At 71.2% G+C, this 15,095-nt stretch carries 15 protein-coding genes; 8 read left to right on the forward strand and 7 right to left on the reverse strand.

Going from position 1 to position 15,095, the window contains the following annotated elements; genetic code table 11:
* The first annotated feature begins 93 nt into the window (after positions 1-93).
* Both pth and ACFZA0_RS12295 read left to right on the forward strand, forming a co-directional pair.
* On the forward strand, positions 94-690 hold the full coding sequence (gene pth / locus ACFZA0_RS12290) for an aminoacyl-tRNA hydrolase (protein ID WP_391014629.1): 597 nt from the start codon (positions 94-96) through the stop codon (positions 688-690).
* Positions 691-774: 84 nt separating this feature from the next.
* Complete coding sequence (locus ACFZA0_RS12295; protein ID WP_391014631.1) at positions 775-1,266, forward strand: hypothetical protein; 492 nt, start codon at positions 775-777, stop codon at positions 1,264-1,266.
* A gap of 85 nt (positions 1,267-1,351) precedes the next feature.
* Here ACFZA0_RS12295 and ppc read toward each other — a convergent pair whose 3' ends face one another.
* A complete protein-coding gene (gene ppc / locus ACFZA0_RS12300) occupies positions 1,352-4,084 on the reverse strand; it encodes a phosphoenolpyruvate carboxylase (protein ID WP_391014632.1) in 2,733 nt (910 codons plus the stop codon).
* Between the two features lie 291 nt (positions 4,085-4,375).
* On the opposite strand from ppc, the gene ACFZA0_RS12305 reads away from it, so the two are divergent.
* Positions 4,376-5,383 carry a fatty acid desaturase gene (locus ACFZA0_RS12305; protein ID WP_391014634.1) on the forward strand — a complete coding sequence of 336 codons (1,008 nt, stop codon included), beginning with the start codon at positions 4,376-4,378 and terminating at the stop codon, positions 5,381-5,383.
* On the forward strand, positions 5,380-6,057 hold the full coding sequence (locus tag ACFZA0_RS12310) for a TetR family transcriptional regulator (RefSeq protein ID WP_391014636.1): 678 nt from the start codon (positions 5,380-5,382) through the stop codon (positions 6,055-6,057). Before ACFZA0_RS12305 ends, ACFZA0_RS12310 begins: the two co-directional genes overlap by 4 nt.
* 84 nt (positions 6,058-6,141) lie before the next feature.
* On the opposite strand, the gene ACFZA0_RS12315 is transcribed toward ACFZA0_RS12310, so the two are convergent.
* Complete coding sequence (locus ACFZA0_RS12315; RefSeq protein ID WP_391014637.1) at positions 6,142-6,507, reverse strand: VOC family protein; 366 nt, start codon at positions 6,505-6,507, stop codon at positions 6,142-6,144.
* Between the two features lies 1 nt (position 6,508).
* The gene (locus ACFZA0_RS12320; protein WP_391014639.1) at positions 6,509-7,327 is read right to left on the reverse strand and encodes a trans-aconitate 2-methyltransferase; all 819 of its coding nucleotides are present in this window, start codon (positions 7,325-7,327) and stop codon (positions 6,509-6,511) included.
* A gap of 166 nt (positions 7,328-7,493) precedes the next feature.
* Here ACFZA0_RS12320 and ACFZA0_RS12325 point away from each other — a divergent pair, with 166 nt between their 5' ends.
* Positions 7,494-7,991: a MarR family transcriptional regulator gene (locus ACFZA0_RS12325; RefSeq protein ID WP_391014640.1), complete on the forward strand. Its 498-nt coding sequence runs from the start codon at positions 7,494-7,496 to the stop codon at positions 7,989-7,991.
* Here ACFZA0_RS12325 and ACFZA0_RS12330 read toward each other — a convergent pair.
* Positions 7,950-8,717: a LuxR C-terminal-related transcriptional regulator gene (locus tag ACFZA0_RS12330; RefSeq protein ID WP_391014642.1), complete on the reverse strand. Its 768-nt coding sequence runs from the start codon at positions 8,715-8,717 to the stop codon at positions 7,950-7,952. The genes ACFZA0_RS12325 and ACFZA0_RS12330 overlap by 42 nt on opposite strands.
* 310 nt (positions 8,718-9,027) lie before the next feature.
* On the opposite strand from ACFZA0_RS12330, the gene ACFZA0_RS12335 reads away from it, so the two are divergent.
* On the forward strand, positions 9,028-9,477 hold the full coding sequence (locus ACFZA0_RS12335; protein ID WP_391014644.1) for a GNAT family N-acetyltransferase: 450 nt from the start codon (positions 9,028-9,030) through the stop codon (positions 9,475-9,477).
* A gap of 33 nt (positions 9,478-9,510) precedes the next feature.
* Here ACFZA0_RS12335 and galK read toward each other — a convergent pair whose 3' ends face one another.
* The 3 genes from galK to galT form a co-directional block, all read right to left on the reverse strand.
* Complete coding sequence (galK, locus tag ACFZA0_RS12340) at positions 9,511-10,689, reverse strand: galactokinase (RefSeq protein WP_391014646.1); 1,179 nt, start codon at positions 10,687-10,689, stop codon at positions 9,511-9,513.
* Positions 10,690-10,750: 61 nt separating this feature from the next.
* Positions 10,751-11,710: a UDP-glucose 4-epimerase GalE gene (gene galE, locus ACFZA0_RS12345; RefSeq protein ID WP_391014648.1), complete on the reverse strand. Its 960-nt coding sequence runs from the start codon at positions 11,708-11,710 to the stop codon at positions 10,751-10,753.
* Positions 11,707-12,768: a galactose-1-phosphate uridylyltransferase gene (gene galT, locus ACFZA0_RS12350; RefSeq protein ID WP_391014649.1), complete on the reverse strand. Its 1,062-nt coding sequence runs from the start codon at positions 12,766-12,768 to the stop codon at positions 11,707-11,709. The genes galE and galT overlap by 4 nt, the downstream gene beginning before the upstream one ends.
* A 210-nt stretch (positions 12,769-12,978) precedes the next feature.
* On the opposite strand from galT, the gene ACFZA0_RS12355 reads away from it, so the two are divergent.
* Both ACFZA0_RS12355 and ACFZA0_RS12360 read left to right on the forward strand, forming a co-directional pair.
* Positions 12,979-14,658 (forward strand): sodium/solute symporter, encoded by a 1,680-nt coding sequence (locus ACFZA0_RS12355; protein WP_391014651.1) that lies wholly within the window; start codon positions 12,979-12,981, stop codon positions 14,656-14,658.
* A gap of 22 nt (positions 14,659-14,680) precedes the next feature.
* Entirely contained in the window at positions 14,681-15,043 is a 363-nt protein-coding gene (locus ACFZA0_RS12360; RefSeq protein ID WP_391014653.1) for a hypothetical protein, read from the forward strand.
* The last annotated feature ends 52 nt before the right edge of the window (positions 15,044-15,095 follow it).

The following is a 15,095-nucleotide window of genomic DNA, read 5'->3' on the forward strand; positions in this document are numbered from 1 at the left end:
GATTGCCGCGTCAGCCGCTGTCCCCGTACGGGGGCGGCGGCTGGCGCGTGTCAGGACCGCAGAGCCGGCGACAGAGCGGAAGAAGGAAGACACGTGACGGCTGACCCCGGCACCCCCTGGCTGATCGTCGGCCTGGGCAACCCCGGCCCCGAGTACGCGGCGAACCGGCACAACGTGGGCTTCATGGTGGCCGACCTGCTGGCCGGCCGGATCGGCGGGAAGTTCAAGCGCGCCGGCAAGGCGCAGGCCCAGGTCCTGGAGGGCCGCATCGGCCCGCCCGGCCCCGCGAGCCGCCGCGTGGTGCTGGCGAAGCCGACGTCGTACATGAACCTGTCGGGCGGCCCGGTGAACGCGCTGCGCGACTTCTACAAGGTCCCGTTGGCGAACGTGGTCGCGGTCCACGACGAGCTGGACATCGACTACGGCGTGCTGCGCCTGAAGCTCGGCGGCGGCGACAACGGCCACAACGGACTGAAGTCGATGACGAAGGCGATGGGCCCCGACTACCACCGGGTCCGCTTCGGCATCGGCCGCCCGCCGGGCCGCATGCAGGTCGCGGACTTCGTCCTGAAGGACTTCTCGGGCACGGAGAAGAAGGAACTGGACTACTTCGTGGACCGCGCGGCGGACGCGGTGGAGGCCCTGATCGCGGAGGGCCTGGAACGGGCGCAGGGCACGTACAACTCCTGACGGCGCACACCGGCGGGTCCCCGCAACCGGGCGCCCGGCAGCCTGAGTTGACTCGCCGCACATCCATGGCCAATGATCACCGCCATGCCTTCCGCCGTCTCCCCGCCCGCCAAGCGCTCGAACCCCGTGCTGCGGGTGAGCCGGGTCCTGGGGACGCTCGCGGTCGTGCTGCTGATCCTCGTCGCCGGCGTCTGGGCGTCCTGGCACAACGCCCAGCAGGTGATGCTGACCAAGGGCCGCGAGAGCGGCACCCTGACGGTCACCCGGTGCGCCGACGACCTCTGCACCGGCCCGTACACCCCCCGGTCGGTGGGCTCCACCGCGCGGCCCCGGGTGGTCATCGACAGGTCCGTCGCCGTGCGCAGGGGTTCGACGTACGACGTGATCGTGAAGCCCGGCACGAACGAGGTGCTGCGGTCCGGCACGGGCGGCGTGCTGCTGGCCTGGCTGCCCTTCGGCGGGGCGCTGCTGCTCGCCGCGGTGCTGGTGGCGGGCGGACTGCGCAAGTCCGGGCTCGCGAAACTGCTGGGTCTCGCGGGCGCCCTGCTGGTGACCGTCACCTTCTTCGCGCTCTGAACTCCCGCCACCGGCACGGGACATGACGAGATGACGGTGCCCCCGGCCCGTACCGCGACCGGGGGCACCGTCAACAGCCCGTCGGTCAGCCGGTGTTGCGCAGGCCGGCCGCGACGCCGTTGACCGTCAGCAGCAGTGCGCGGGAGAGGACCGGGTCGGCCTCCTCCTCGGCCGCGACCGCGTCGCGCTGGCGCTTGAGCAGCGCCACCTGGAGGTAGGAGATCGGGTCCAGGTAGGCGTCGCGGATGGCGAACGTCTGCTTCAGGTCGGGCTGCGCGGCGAGCAGTTCGGACTCGCCGGTGACGTTGAGCACCTCACGCACCGTCAGTTCGTGCTCGGCCTTGACGACGTCGAAGACGTGCTTGAGGTGGTCGGGCACGAGGGTGTCGACGTAGTGCCCGGCGATGCGCAGGTCCGTCTTCGCGAGCGTCATCTCGACGTTGGAGATGAAGTTCCGGAAGAAGTGCCACTGGTCGCGCATCTCTTCGAGCACCGTGTCGAGACCGGCCTCGCGCAGCGCCTTGAGGCCGGAGCCGACGCCGAACCAGCCGGGCACGATCTGCCGCGACTGCGTCCAGCCGAACACCCACGGGATGGCCCGCAGTCCGTCGAGGGAGACGCCCGAACCGGGGCGGCGCGAGGGCCGCGAACCCAGGTGCAGGTCGGCGAGCTGGTCCACCGGGGTGGACGCGAGGAAGTACGACGGCAGGTCGGGGTCCTCGACGAGCGCGCGGTACGCGTGGTGCGCGGCGTCGGAGACCACGTCCATCGCCGCGTCCCAGCGCGCCAGCGCCTCGCCGGACTGGCGGGGCGCGGTGTGCAGGGCGGAGGCCTGGAGGGTGGCCGCGATGGTCAGCTCCAGGTTCTCCCGGGCCAGCGACGGGATCAGGTACTTGTCGGAGATGACCTCGCCCTGCTCGGTCACCTTGATCTCGCCCTCCAGCGTGCCCCACGGCTGCGCGAGGATCGCGTCGTGAGTGGGGCCGCCGCCGCGGCCGACGGTGCCGCCGCGGCCGTGGAACAGGCGCAGCCGCACCCCGTAGCGGTGCGCGACGTCGCGCAGCCGGCGCTGGGCGCGGTGGATCTCCCACTGCGAGGTGGTGATGCCGCCGAACTTGGAGGAGTCGCTGTAGCCGAGCATGACCTCCTGGACGTCGCCGCGCAGGGCCACGAGCCGCCGGTAGGAGGGGTCGGACAGCATGTCCTCCAGGATCGTGTCCGCGGCCTTCAGCTCGTCGGTCGTCTCCAGGAGCGGCACGATGCCGATCTTCGCCCAGCCCGCGTGCAGGTCGAGCAGCCCGGCCTCGCGGGCGAGCACGGCGGCGGCGAACACGTCGTCGGCGCCCTGGCACATCGAGATGATGTACGACTCGATGACCTCGGGGCCGAAGACCTCCAGGGCCCGCTTCACCGTCTGGAAGACGCCGAGGGTCTTCTCGCCCGCCGCGTCCACCGGCGCCGGGGACGGCGCGAGCGGCCGGCGCGAGCGCAGCTCCTTGGCGAGCAGCTTCGAGCGGTACTCGCGCGGCATGTCCGAGTAGCGCCAGGACTCCTCGCCGAGCCGGTCGAAGAGCTGGCCGAGGGCGTGGTGGTGGGCGTCGGCGTGCTCGCGGACGTCCATCGTGGCGAGCTGGAGACCGAACGCGGCGAGCGTGCGGATCGTGCGGTTCATCCGGCCGTCGGCGAACAGGCCGCCGCGGTGCTCGCGCAGCGAGGTCTGGATCAGGGTCAGGTCGTGCAGCAGGCCCGCGGTGCCGAGGTAGTCGCGGCCCGGCACGTGCGGGGTGCCCTTGGCGAGGCGCTCCTTGGTGTTCTCCAGCTTCTGCCGGATGCACGTGGCCTTGAGCCGGTAGGGCTCCTCGGCGTTGAGCCGCTTGTAGCGGGGGCTGATCTCCGGCAGCCGCTCCAGGTCCTCCTGGAGCGAGGTGAGGAGTTCCTCGGTGGCCCCGGTGTAGCGGACCGAGTTGGACAGGAAGCCGCGGAGCTCGTCGATCGTGTCCAGGGCGTCGTTGATGCCGTGCTCGTGCTGGAGGATCAGCACGTCCCAGGTGACCTGCGGGGTGACGTTGGGGTTGCCGTCGCGGTCGCCGCCGATCCAGGTGCCGAACGTCAGCGGCCGGGTGCCCGGGGGCAGCGTCACGCCGACGCGCTCCAGCTCGGCGGTCAGATCCTCCAGGACGTCGCCGACCGCGCCGGCGTGCAGCTCGTCCAGGTAGTAGATCGCGTTGCGGGCCTCGTCCGCGGGTTCCGGGCGGACCACGCGCAGCTCGTCGGTCTGCCACACCAGGTCGATGTTCTCGGCGAGCCGGGTGTCGTAGCGGCGGCGGTCCGCCTCGGTGACCGGGGTCTCCAGGAGTTCGCCGACGCGCCGCAGCTTGTTCAGCACGGAGCGGCGGGCGGCCTCGGTGGGGTGGGCGGTGAACACGGGGCGGACGGTGAGGTGTTCCACCGTCTCGCGCAGGTGCTCGGGGTCGGCGTCCTTGAGCCGGTCGGCGGTCTGCGCGAGCAGGCTGCCCTCGGCGGCCCGGCGGGCGCGCAGCTCGCGCCCGCGGTGCACCTGCTCGGTGACGTTGGCCAGGTGGAAGTAGGTGGAGAAGGCGCGGACCAGCTTGGCCGCGGTCTCCAGTTCGGTGCCGCGCAGCAGCTCGGCGGCGGCTTCACCGTCCTCGCGCGTGAGGCGGCGGACCTTCTCGACGAGATCGAGGAGCTCGGGTCCCTCCTGCCGCACCAGCGTCTCTCCGAGGAGGTCGCCCAGGCGGCGGATGTCGGCCCGCAGCTCGCTGCCGGTCGTCGTGGTCTGGTCGTCGGCACTGCTCACAGGTGCGGCTCCTTGCAGTGTTGAAGCTCGTCTGGGAGGGAACCCGAACGGTCGGCCGCGCAAGCGGTCCTCGTATCACGGAACGGCCGTCCGGGAAGAAATCGAGCGGACCGCGCTGTCCGACCACGTCCAAGGATAGGTCGCCCGACGACGCCGCAGGCTCTCGGGCTCTTGCCGCCGGTACGGGCGCTGCCATACTTACGATGCCGTAGGTTACGGAACCGTAGGAAACGGCACGCGTTTTCCACGGCCCGGCTCCCGCTCATACCCTCGACCCCACAGGGGACGCCCATGACCACGAGTTCCGATCTGATCGAAGACGCGCCGCAGGCGCCCGACGGTCCGACCCCCGTCGCCACCCTGGGCGGCGAGCAGAAGCGCTCGGTCGAACAGATCGCGCTCCTCCTCTTCATCATCATCCCGTTCCTCGCTCTCGTCGCGGCCGTGCCGCTGGCCTGGGGCTGGGGTGTGAGCTGGCTGGACCTCGGCCTGATGGTGTTCTTCTACTATCTCGGCTGCCACGGCATCACGATCGGCTTCCACCGGCATTTCACCCACGGTTCGTTCAAGGCCAAGCGACCGCTGAAGATCGCGCTGGCGATCATGGGCTCGATGGCCGTCGAGGGCCCGCTGGTGCGCTGGGTCGCCGACCACCGCCGCCACCACAAGTTCTCCGACGCCGAGGGCGACCCCCACTCGCCATGGCGCTTCGGCGACGACCTGCCCGCCCTGATGAAGGGCCTGGCCTGGGCACACATTGGCTGGATGTTCGACGAGGAGCAGACGCCGCAGGAGAAGTACGCCCCGGACCTGGTCAACGACCCGGCGATGCGCGCGATCTCCCGTCAGTTCATCCTGTGGACCGCGGTCTCGCTGCTGATCCCGCCGCTGGTCGGCGGCCTGGTCACGATGTCGTGGTGGGGCGCGTTCACCGCGTTCTTCTGGGGCTCCCTGGTGCGCGTCGCGCTGCTGCACCACGTGACCTGGTCCATCAACTCGATCTGCCACGCGGTCGGCAAGCGCCCGTTCAAGTCCCGTGACCGCTCGGGCAACGTGTGGTGGCTGGCGATCCTGTCGTGCGGCGAGTCCTGGCACAACCTGCACCACGCCGACCCGACCTCCGCGCGGCACGGCGTGGAGCGCGGCCAGCTCGACTCCTCGGCCCGCATCATCCGCTGGTTCGAGCAGCTCGGCTGGGCCTACGACGTGCGCTGGCCGTCCCGCTCGCGCATCGATTCCCGCCGCGACGCGGACCCGAGGCGCTCCCGGCGCGAGACGGAGACCGTCAAGGCGGCATGATGGTCGGCGTGGCGACCGACTCCAGCAGCACCGAGGGCAACGACAAGCCGCGGCGCGCGCGCCGCACCCGGATGACCGGGGCGGAGCGGCGCCAGCAGCTGCTGGAGATCGGACGCACCCTCTTCGCCGCGAAGGGCTTCGAGGGGACGTCGGTGGAGGAGATCGCGGCGCAGGCCGGGGTCTCCAAGCCGGTGGTCTACGAGCACTTCGGCGGCAAGGAGGGGCTGTACGCGGTCGTCGTCGACCGCGAGATGCGGTGCCTGCTGGACATGGTGACCGGCTCGCTGACGGCCGGCCATCCGCGCGAACTGTGCGAGCAGGCCGCCTTCGCGCTCCTCGACTACATCGAGGAGCGCACGGACGGGTTCCGCATCCTCGTCCGCGACTCCCCCATCCCGCAGTCCACCGGCACGTTCGCGTCGCTGATCTCCGACATCGCGACGCAGGTGGAGGACATCCTCGGCCGCGAGTTCAAGAGCCGCGGCTTCGACCCGAAACTGGCCCCGCTGTACGCGCAGGCGCTGGTGGGCATGGTCGCCCTGACCGGCCAGTGGTGGCTGGACGTGCGCCGCCCCAGGAAGTCCGAGGTCGCCGCCCACCTGGTCAACCTGGCGTGGAACGGCCTGGACGGCCTGGAGCAGAAGCCGCGGCTGATAGGGCACCGGAAGACCTGAGCCCACCGCACGGAACCGGCCGCGGTCCTTGTCGCCGCCGTGCGTGCCGGACCCCGCGTCCGCGGGCCGGGCCGACGACAGCCCCTAGCCCCTGCCCGGCTCCAGGAACTCCAGCCGGTTGCCCACCGGGTCGGTGCTGTAGAACCGGCGGTGGCCCGGCAGGTCGCCGTCCCAGACCACGTCCGCGCCGTGCGTGGCGAGGCGGTCCGCGAACGCGTCGATGTCCGCCACCCGCAGCCCCGGGTGCGCCTTCGCGGACGGCCGGAACCCCTCCTCGATGCCCACGTGCAGCCGTACCGCGCCCGCCCGGAACCAGCAGCCGCCGCGCGCCGCGAGCACCGGCGGCTTGGGCTCCTCCGTCATCCCGAGCACGCCGGTGTAGAAGGCGCGCAGCAGGTCCTCCGTGCCGGGCGGCGCCGCGAGCTGGACGTGGTCGACGGCGACGAGCACGTCAGGCCCCCTTCCGGGCGACCGCGAACAGCCGGCGGAAGGGCAGCACCGTGCCGTACGCGGCACGCGGGTACGCGGTGCGCAGCAGGTCCCGGTACTCGGCCACGAAGGCGTCCCGCGCCCCGGGGTCGCCGTCGAGCGCGGTGAGCGCGGGGCGCAGCCCGGTGCCGCCGACCCAGTCGAGCACGGCGTCCTCGCCGTCCAGCACGTGCAGGTACGTCGTCTCCCACACGTCGGCCGCGCAGCCGAGCCCGGCCAGCCGGTCCAGGTAGACGGCGGGGTCGTGGACGGAGTCCGCGGCGCGCAGCACCCCGCCGAGCCGCGCCTTCCAGCCTGGGCCCTCGGCGAGTTCGCGCATCAGGACGTGCAGGGGCGCGTCCATGTTGTGCGGGACCTGGAAGGCGAGGGTGCCGCCGGGCGCGAGCCCGTCCAGCCAGGCCGGGAACGCGTCGAGGTGGCCGGGGACCCACTGGAGCGTCGCGTTGGACACGATCAGGTCCCAGGCGCCCTGCTCCGGCGTCCAGTCGCGCAGGTCGGCGTCGGTGAAGTCGATCCGGCCGCCGCCGGGCGTGGGACCCGCGTGGGCGGCGGCGTCGGCGAGCATCTGCGGGGAGTTGTCGTAGCCGGTGATCCGCGCGGCGGGCCAGCGCTCGGCCAGCGTCGCGGTGACGTTGCCGGGACCGCAGCCGAGGTCGGCGACGCGCGGCGCGCTGCCGGGCAGGTCGCCGACGCGGGCCAGCAGGTCCGCGAACGGGCGGGCCCGGTGTCCGGCGTGACGTAGGTACTGGGCGGGGTCCCAGACGGGAGGGGTGGTGGGCACGGGCGCCTCCGGGAGATCGTCGGTGATCGTCGCGCCTCCAGCTTCACACCCCAACTATCTTGACGTCAAGAGACTTGAGATCAAGAGGCATCACTTCAAGAGACTTGAGATCAAGAGGCATCACTTCAAGAGACTTCACGTCGACACAACAACTACACTGATCGTCATGGAGGACGAGGTCGATCGGCTGGTCGCAGCATGGCGCCGGGAGCGCCCGGACCTCGACGTGGAACCGCTGGAGGTGCTGAGCCGCGTGAGCAGGCTCGCCCGGCACCTCGACCGGGCACGCCGACTGGCCTTCGCGGAGCACAGCCTGGAGCCCTGGGAGTTCGACGTCCTGACGGCGCTGCGGCGCGCGGGCAGCCCCTACCAGCTCTCACCGGGCCAGTTGCTGACCCAGACGCTCGTCACCTCCGGCACCATGACCAACCGCATCGACCGGCTGGCGAAGAAGGGCCTGGTGGAGCGGCTCCCCGACCCCAGCGACCGGCGCGGGGTACTGGTGCGCCTCACCCCCGACGGGCGCAACCGCGCCGACGAGGCACTGGCGGGCCTGCTCGACCAGGAACGCGCCCTGCTGGCCGAGCTGTCACGCGCCCAGCGTGGTGAACTGGCGGGACTGCTACGCCAGTTGACCGCCCCGTTCGACAACATCCCCGGCTAGGTCGACGGGACCCACGCCCGCCCGGCGCGCGAGCGCGACCGCGGCGAGGGTGGAGTGCACGCCCAGCTTGCCCAGGACGTTCTGCATGTGGGTGCGCACGGTGTGCGGGGACAGGAACAGCCGCTCCGCGACCGCCTTGCGGCCCAGGCCCGCCACCATGCAGCGCAGTACCTCGCGTTCGCGCGGGGTGAGCGACTCCACGAGCCGTTCGCTCTCGGTGCGGTGCTTGCGCGCCGCGGTCAACTCCCGCAGGACGCCGGTGAGAAGGGCGGGCGGCAGATGCGTCTCGTCGCGCAGCACCCCGCGGATGACGTTCAGCAGCCGCGACAGCGAGCAGTCCTTGGCGACCCAGCCCGAGGCGCCCGCCTGGAGCGCGAGCGCGGCCCGGCGCGGGTCGTCCTTCTCGGCGAGCACGACGGTCCGTACGCCCGGGTGCGCGGAACGGACGCCGGCGACCAGGGAGATCCCGTCCACCAGGCCCTCCTCGTTGCCCTCGCGCACGGGCACGGCCGCTCTGCCCGCCGGGACGTTGCCGCCGAGGTCGGCGTCCACGAGCACGACGTCGAACCGGCGGCCCTCGGTCACGGCGCGCTCCATGCAGCGCACCGCGGCCGGTCCCGAACCGGCGGCGGCGACGTCGACGTCCGGCTCGGCGGCCAGCGCCGCGGCCAGTGACTCGGCGAAGATGCGATGGTCGTCCACGACCAGGACTCGGATGCGGATCACGAAACCCCCTTCCCCACACTCCCGAAGAGCAGGGGATACCCCATGACAGGAGACGACGACCCGCACGGGTCCGACGCCCGAAGCCCTCGCGGGTCCTCCGTCCGTCTCAGGTCCCCGAAGCGGGGCCGCCGCGGCCGCACGGCCGCCGCCGTGCAGGAAACTGCTACCCCCACTTCGGGCGTCGTACCCGACTGTCGCGCCCCCTGATGGCACCGGCCCCCACCGGCGCTGTTCATCAGGGTACGGGCGGAATGCGGCAGCGGAAGGCTATTTGCAGAACTGGCGGCGGGGCCGGTTTAGGGTGAGTCGCATGGTGCGTATCGAGGCGGAAGTCGACCGGGACCGGCGCGAACTGCTCAGGACCAGCCTCCTGGACACCAACACGAAGGCGTCCCCGGTGCTGCGCGCGCTGCGCCAGGACCCCGACGGCTCCCGCGAAGTGCCCCTGCACGTATGGGCGTTGGACGAACGCGACGGCGGGACGCTGGGCGGACTCGTCGGCCACACCTGGGCGGGCTGGCTGCACGTGACGTACCTGTGGGTCGCCGCGGAGCACCGCGGGGGCGGGCTCGGCGGGGCGCTGCTCGCGCGGGCCGAGGACATCGCGCGCGCCGAACGCGGCTGCGGGGCGGTGCGGCTGGAGACGTGGGACTTCCAGGCCCCGGACTTCTACCGACGGCACGGCTACGACGTCGTGTGCGTGATCCCCGACTACCCGCCGGGGATCACGGAGTTCACGCTGACGAAGCGACTGGGCTGAGGGCGGGGGCGGCGGGCGCCCCCGCCCGTCCGCTCAGACCAGGCGGTGCGCGCCCGCGGCGGGCACGGCCTCGAACACGCGCGGCGTCCGGAAGCCCGCCGCGCCGAACGCGCCCTCGACCGCCTTCGTGACGGTCTCCGCGTCGGCCTCCTCGACGAGGACGATCGCCGAGCCGCCGAAGCCGCCGCCGGTCATCCGCGCGCCGAGCGCGCCGGAGGCGTTCGCGGTGTCGACGACGAGATCCAGCTCCGGGCAGGAGATGCGGAAGTCGTCGCGCAGCGAGGCGTGGCCCTCGGTCAGCACCGGCCCGATCGCGCGCGGGTCGCCGGCCTCCAGCAGACCCACCACCCGCTCGACGCGCTCGTCCTCGGTGACGACGTGGCGCACCAGGCGGCGCACCTCCTCCTCGTCGCCGAGCCGCTCCAGCGCGGCGTCCAACTCCGCGAACGGCACGTCCCGCAGGGCGTCGACGCCGAGCAGCGCCGCGCCCTTCTCGCAGCCGGCCCGGCGCTTGCCGTACTCGCCGTCGCTGTGCGCGTGCTTGACCCGCGTGTCGACGACCAGCAGCCGCATGCCCTCGGCGGCCAGGTCGAACGGGGTCTGCCGCTGGGACAGGTCGCGGGTGTCGAGGAACAGGGCGTTGCCCGCCTCGCAGCACGCGGACGCCGTCTGGTCCATGATCCCGGTCGGGGCACCGACGTAGACGTTCTCCGCGCGCTGGCACAGCCGGGCCAACTGCCAGCCCTTCAGGCCCAGTTCGAACAGGTCGTTCAGCGCGAGCGCGACCACGACCTCCAGCGCCGCCGACGACGACAGGCCCGCGCCGCTCGGCACCGTCGACGCCAGGTGCACGTCCGCGCCGGTGACCGGGTGCCCGGCCTCGCGCAGCGCCCACACCACGCCCGCCGGGTACGCGGTCCAGGAGCGGTCGGACTCCGGGGCGAGGTCGTCGAGCCGCAGCTCGACGACGCCGTCGCCCTCGGCGCCTCCGTCGACGTCCGCCGAGTGCAGCCGCAGCAGCCCGTCCGCGCGGCGCGAGACCGCGGCGACCGTGACGTGCGGCAGCGCGAACGGCATCACGAAACCGTCGTTGTAGTCGGTGTGCTCGCCGATCAGGTTGACCCTGCCGGGCGCCGCCCAGACCCCCTCCGGGGCCGTCCCGTACAACCCAGTGAAACGTCCGGCGACCTCGCCGGCGTCAGCCTCGCCCATCCCCTGACCCCTGACCTTCCGTACCTGTACTCGTGCCCGGCCGGCGGTCGCCGGCCGGTGGTCACTTGCGGCGCTGCGCGAACTCCCACGCGTCCGCGACGATGCCCGCGAGGTCCGCGCGCGAGGGCTTCCAGCCGAGCCGGTCGCGGGCGACGGCCGCCGAGGCGACCAGCACCGCCGGGTCGCCGGCGCGCCGGGGGGCGGTGACCTCGGGCACCGGGTGGCCGGTGACCTCGCGGACCGTCTCGATCACCTCGCGCACGGAGAAGCCGTTGCCGTTGCCCAGGTTGCAGATCAGGTGCTCGCCGGCCTTCGCGGCGCGCAGCGCCAGCAGGTGCGCCTCGGCGAGGTCCGCGACGTGGATGTAGTCGCGCACGCAAGTGCCGTCCGGGGTCGGGTAGTCGTCGCCGTACACCGAGATCGACTCGCGGCGGCCCTGCGCGACCTGGAGGACCAGCGGGATCAGGTGCGACTCGGGGTCGTGCCGCTCGCCGCACTCGCCGTACGCGCCCGCGACGTTGAAGTAGCGCAGGGAGACCGCGGCCAGGCCGTGCGCCGCCGCCTCACCGGTGATCATGTGGTCGACGGCGAGCTTGGTCGCGCCGTACGGGTTGGTCGGCTGCGTCGGCGCGGTCTCGACGATCGGCACCTGGTCGGGCTCGCCGTACGTGGCGGCGGTGGAGGAGAAGACGAGGGTGCGCACCTCGGCGTCGCGCATCGCGCCGAGCAGCGCCATGGTGCCGCCGACGTTGTTCGCCCAGTACTTCTCCGGCTTCACGACCGACTCGCCGACCTGGGAGGACGCGGCGAAGTGCAGGACGCCGTCGAAGGACGCGTCGAGCCACCGGCCCGCCTCGCGGATGTCGCCCTCCACGAACGCCGCCCCGGCGGGCACGCCCTCGCGGAAGCCGGTGGAGAGGTTGTCCAGCACGACGACCTCGTGGCCGGCCTCCAGCAGATGCTGGGCCACCACGCTTCCGACATAACCCGCACCACCGGTGACCAGGTACTTGCCACTCATGAACTCGCTACCTCCCGCAGTCGCTGAGCCGCGCGTTCCGGCGGCACGTCGTTGATGAACACGCTCATGCCGGACTCGGAACCCGCGAGGAACTTCAGCTTGCCGGAAGTACGGCGCACGGTGAAAAGCTCGAGGTGGAGGGCGAAGTCCTCGCGGTTGACCCCGTCGAACTCCTCCAGCGCGCCGAACGGCGCCTGGTGCCACCCGGCGATGTAGGGCGTCGGCGGCTGCCCCTCGCCGAAGATCCGGTCGAAGCGCCTCAGCAGTTCCAGGTAGACCTGGGGAAACTCCGCGCGCGCGTCCTCGTCCAGCGCCGTCAGGTCCGGCACGCGGCGGCGCGGGTAGAGGTGCACCTCGTACGGCCAGTGCGCCGCGTACGGCACGAAGGCGACCCAGTGTTCACCCGACAGGACGACCCGCTCACCGGCCTCTTCCCGGGCGAGCACGTCGTCGAAGAGATTGCCCCCGCCCGTCGACTCCTTGTGGGCCGCGAGAGAGCGCAGCATCAGGGCGGTACGAGGGGTGGTGAAGGGGTAGCCGTAGATCTGCCCGTGGGGGTGACCGAGCGTCACACCGATCTCCTCGCCACGGTTCTCGAAGCAGAAGACCTGTTCCACGGAGGGCAGATGAGACAGCTCGGCGGTGCGGTCGGTCCAGGCGTCGAGCACCAGCCGCGCCTGTTCGTCCGTCAGGTCGGCGAAGGAGGAGTCGTGGTCGGAGGTGAAGCAGACCACCTCGCACCGGCCGGAGTCGCCGGCCAGGGAGGGGAAACGGTTCTCGAAGACCGCGACGTCGTAGGACGAGTCCGGGATCTCGCTGAGCCTGCCGTCCCGCGTGGGGCACAGCGGGCACTCGTCGGCCGGCGGGTGGTAGGTGCGGCCCTGGCGGTGGGAGGCGATCGCCACCGCGTCGCCGAGCAGCGGGTCGCGGCGGATCTCCGAGCTGGTGACCGTCGGCTCCAGCGGGCGGTGGTCCACCGCGTCGCGGACCGTGGCGTCACCGAGGTCGTAGTAGATGAGTTCTCGGCCGTCCGCCAGCCGGGTCGAGGTCTTCTTCACGCCGGACTCCTCCGCACCAGGACACCGTCAGAGCGCCCCACCATGTCCCGTCACTCAACACAATCAAACATAACACACCATAATCGATCACGATCATTCTGCGGCCAAGTTCATCACGATCGAACAAAGAACACCACCAGAAGTGTTCAGATTCTGAAAGCGGACGCGTAGGTTCCGGTCAGTTAAGTTCGCGCGACGAAGCGAGTTCTCATGCAAACCCCCACATACCTGGCCGCCGGACTGCGGCTTCCCACCAACTGGCTCGACTACACGATCCTCGGGATCTACTTCGCCGTCGTCCTCGGCATCGGCCTCGCGGCCCGCCGCTCGGTGAAGACCAGCCTCGACTTCTTCCTCTCCGGCCGCTCCCTGCCGGCCTGGGTCACCGGCCTCGCCTTCGTGGCGGCCAACCTGGGCGCCACCGAGATCCTCGGCATGGCGGCCAACAGCGCGCAGTACGGCGTCTACACCGTGCACTGGTACTGGATCGGCGCCATCCCGGCGATGGTCTTCCTGGGCCTGGTGATGATGCCGTTCTACTACGGCTCCAAGGTCCGCTCGGTGCCCGAGTTCCTGCTGCTGCGCTTCGACAAAAGCGCCCACCTGCTGAGTTCGGTCCTGTTCGCCTTCGCGGCCATCCTCATCGCCGGCGTCAACCTGTACTCCCTGGCGATCGTGGTCGAGGCCCTGCTGGGCTGGCCGCAGTGGGTCGCGATCGTCGTCGCCGGTCTCTTCGTGCTCGCCTACATCACGGTCGGCGGCCTCTCCTCGGCGATCTACAACGAGGTGCTCCAGTTCTTCGTGATCCTGGCGGCCCTCATCCCGCTGACCATCCTCGGCCTGAAGAAGGTCGGCGGCTGGGACGGCCTGTCCGACTCCCTGACCAAGGGGCACGGCAGTGACTTCGTCTCCGCGTGGGGCGGCACCGGGATCGGCAGCGAGAACCCGCTCGGCGCCAACTGGCTGACGATCGTGCTCGGCCTCGGCTTCGTGCTGTCCTTCGGCTACTGGACGACGAACTTCGCCGAGGTGCAGCGCGCGCTGTCCGCCAAGAACCTCTCCGCCGCCAAGCGCACCCCCCTCATCGCGGCGTTCCCGAAGATCTTCATCGTCTTCCTGGTGATGATCCCGGGCCTGGTCGCCGCCGTGCTGGTCCCCAAGATCGGCACCTCCGGCTCCGGGCTCCAGTACAACGACGCGATCCCCTACCTGATGCAGGAGCTGCTGCCCAACGGCGTGCTCGGCATCGCGGTGACCGGCCTGCTGGCCGCGTTCATGGCGGGCATGGCGGCCAACGTCTCGTCCTTCAACACGGTGTTCACCACGGACATCTGGCAGAAGTACGTGAAGAAGGACGAACCGGACGCCTACTACCTGAAGTTCGGCCGTCTGGTCACGGTGGTCGGCGTGCTCGCCTCGATGGGCACGGCGTTCCTCGCCTCGTCCTTCTCGAACATCATGAGCTACCTCCAGACGCTGTTCTCCTTCTTCAACGTGCCGATGTTCGTGGTCTTCATCGTCGGCATGTTCTGGCGCCGCGCGTCGGTCAAGTCCGGCTTCTGGGGCCTGCTCGCGGGCACGGTGACGGCGATGGTGAACTACTTCGTCTTCTACAAGCAGGGCATCATCTCCATCCCGTCCGACCAGGGCGCCAACTTCGTCTCCGCGATCGCGGGCTTCGTGGCCGGTGCGGTGGTCATGGTCGCCGTGTCGCTGTTCACCCGGCCCAAGCCGGCCGAGGAGCTCAACGGCCTTGTCTACGGCACCCGTTCACCCGGTATGACGGAGGCGCCCGCGAAGGGCGACGACGCCTGGTACCGCCGTCCCGCCCTGCTGGGCTGGGGTGCCGTGGTGCTGGCCGCCCTCTGCTACGTCCCGTTCTCGTTCTGACCGCGCAAGGATGGATCACCCCATGTCCGAGAACCCCGAGAACCGCGAGCGGCCCGAGTCCGCGGAGAACGCCCTCCAGCGGGAGGTCGCCGAACTCCAGGAGAAGTCGGCGACGGCCGCGAGTCTCTTCGACATCCGCCGCATCATCGGCGGCCTGTTCGTGCTCTACGGCCTGATCGTCGGCATCACGGGTCTGACCGACTCCGACGCCGCCATCGACAAGGCACAGGGCGTCAACATCAACCTGTGGACCGGCCTGGGCATGCTGGTCCTCGGCCTGCTGTTCCTGCTGTGGCTGTTCCTGCGGCCCACCGTGCCGCCCACGGCGGACGAACTGGCGCAGGTCGTCGCCGAGTCCCACGAGGGCCCGAAGTCCGGCGAGTGAGGACGACACCCGAGGGGGCCCGGCGCGACGTGCGCCGGGCCCCCTCGGGCGT

It is taken from the genome of Streptomyces sp. NPDC008150 (genome assembly GCF_042956945.1).
In the GTDB taxonomy this organism is placed as follows: domain Bacteria; phylum Actinomycetota; class Actinomycetes; order Streptomycetales; family Streptomycetaceae; genus Streptomyces.

What these genes read in the sequence shown, in the direction of transcription:
- ACFZA0_RS12325 (WP_391014640.1), top strand. Translation starts at nt 7,494, where the DNA reads ATGGAGGACGAGGTCGATCGGCTGGTCGCAGCATGGCGCCGGGAGCGC.
- galE (WP_391014648.1), bottom strand. Translation starts at nt 11,710, where the DNA reads ATGAGTGGCAAGTACCTGGTCACCGGTGGTGCGGGTTATGTCGGAAGC.
- ACFZA0_RS12355 (WP_391014651.1), top strand. Translation starts at nt 12,979, where the DNA reads ATGCAAACCCCCACATACCTGGCCGCCGGACTGCGGCTTCCCACCAAC.
- ACFZA0_RS12310 (WP_391014636.1), top strand. Translation starts at nt 5,380, where the DNA reads ATGATGGTCGGCGTGGCGACCGACTCCAGCAGCACCGAGGGCAACGAC.
- galK (WP_391014646.1), bottom strand. Translation starts at nt 10,689, where the DNA reads ATGGGCGAGGCTGACGCCGGCGAGGTCGCCGGACGTTTCACTGGGTTG.
- ACFZA0_RS12295 (WP_391014631.1), top strand. Translation starts at nt 775, where the DNA reads ATGCCTTCCGCCGTCTCCCCGCCCGCCAAGCGCTCGAACCCCGTGCTG.
- ACFZA0_RS12305 (WP_391014634.1), top strand. Translation starts at nt 4,376, where the DNA reads ATGACCACGAGTTCCGATCTGATCGAAGACGCGCCGCAGGCGCCCGAC.
- ACFZA0_RS12360 (WP_391014653.1), top strand. Translation starts at nt 14,681, where the DNA reads ATGTCCGAGAACCCCGAGAACCGCGAGCGGCCCGAGTCCGCGGAGAAC.
- ACFZA0_RS12335 (WP_391014644.1), top strand. Translation starts at nt 9,028, where the DNA reads ATGGTGCGTATCGAGGCGGAAGTCGACCGGGACCGGCGCGAACTGCTC.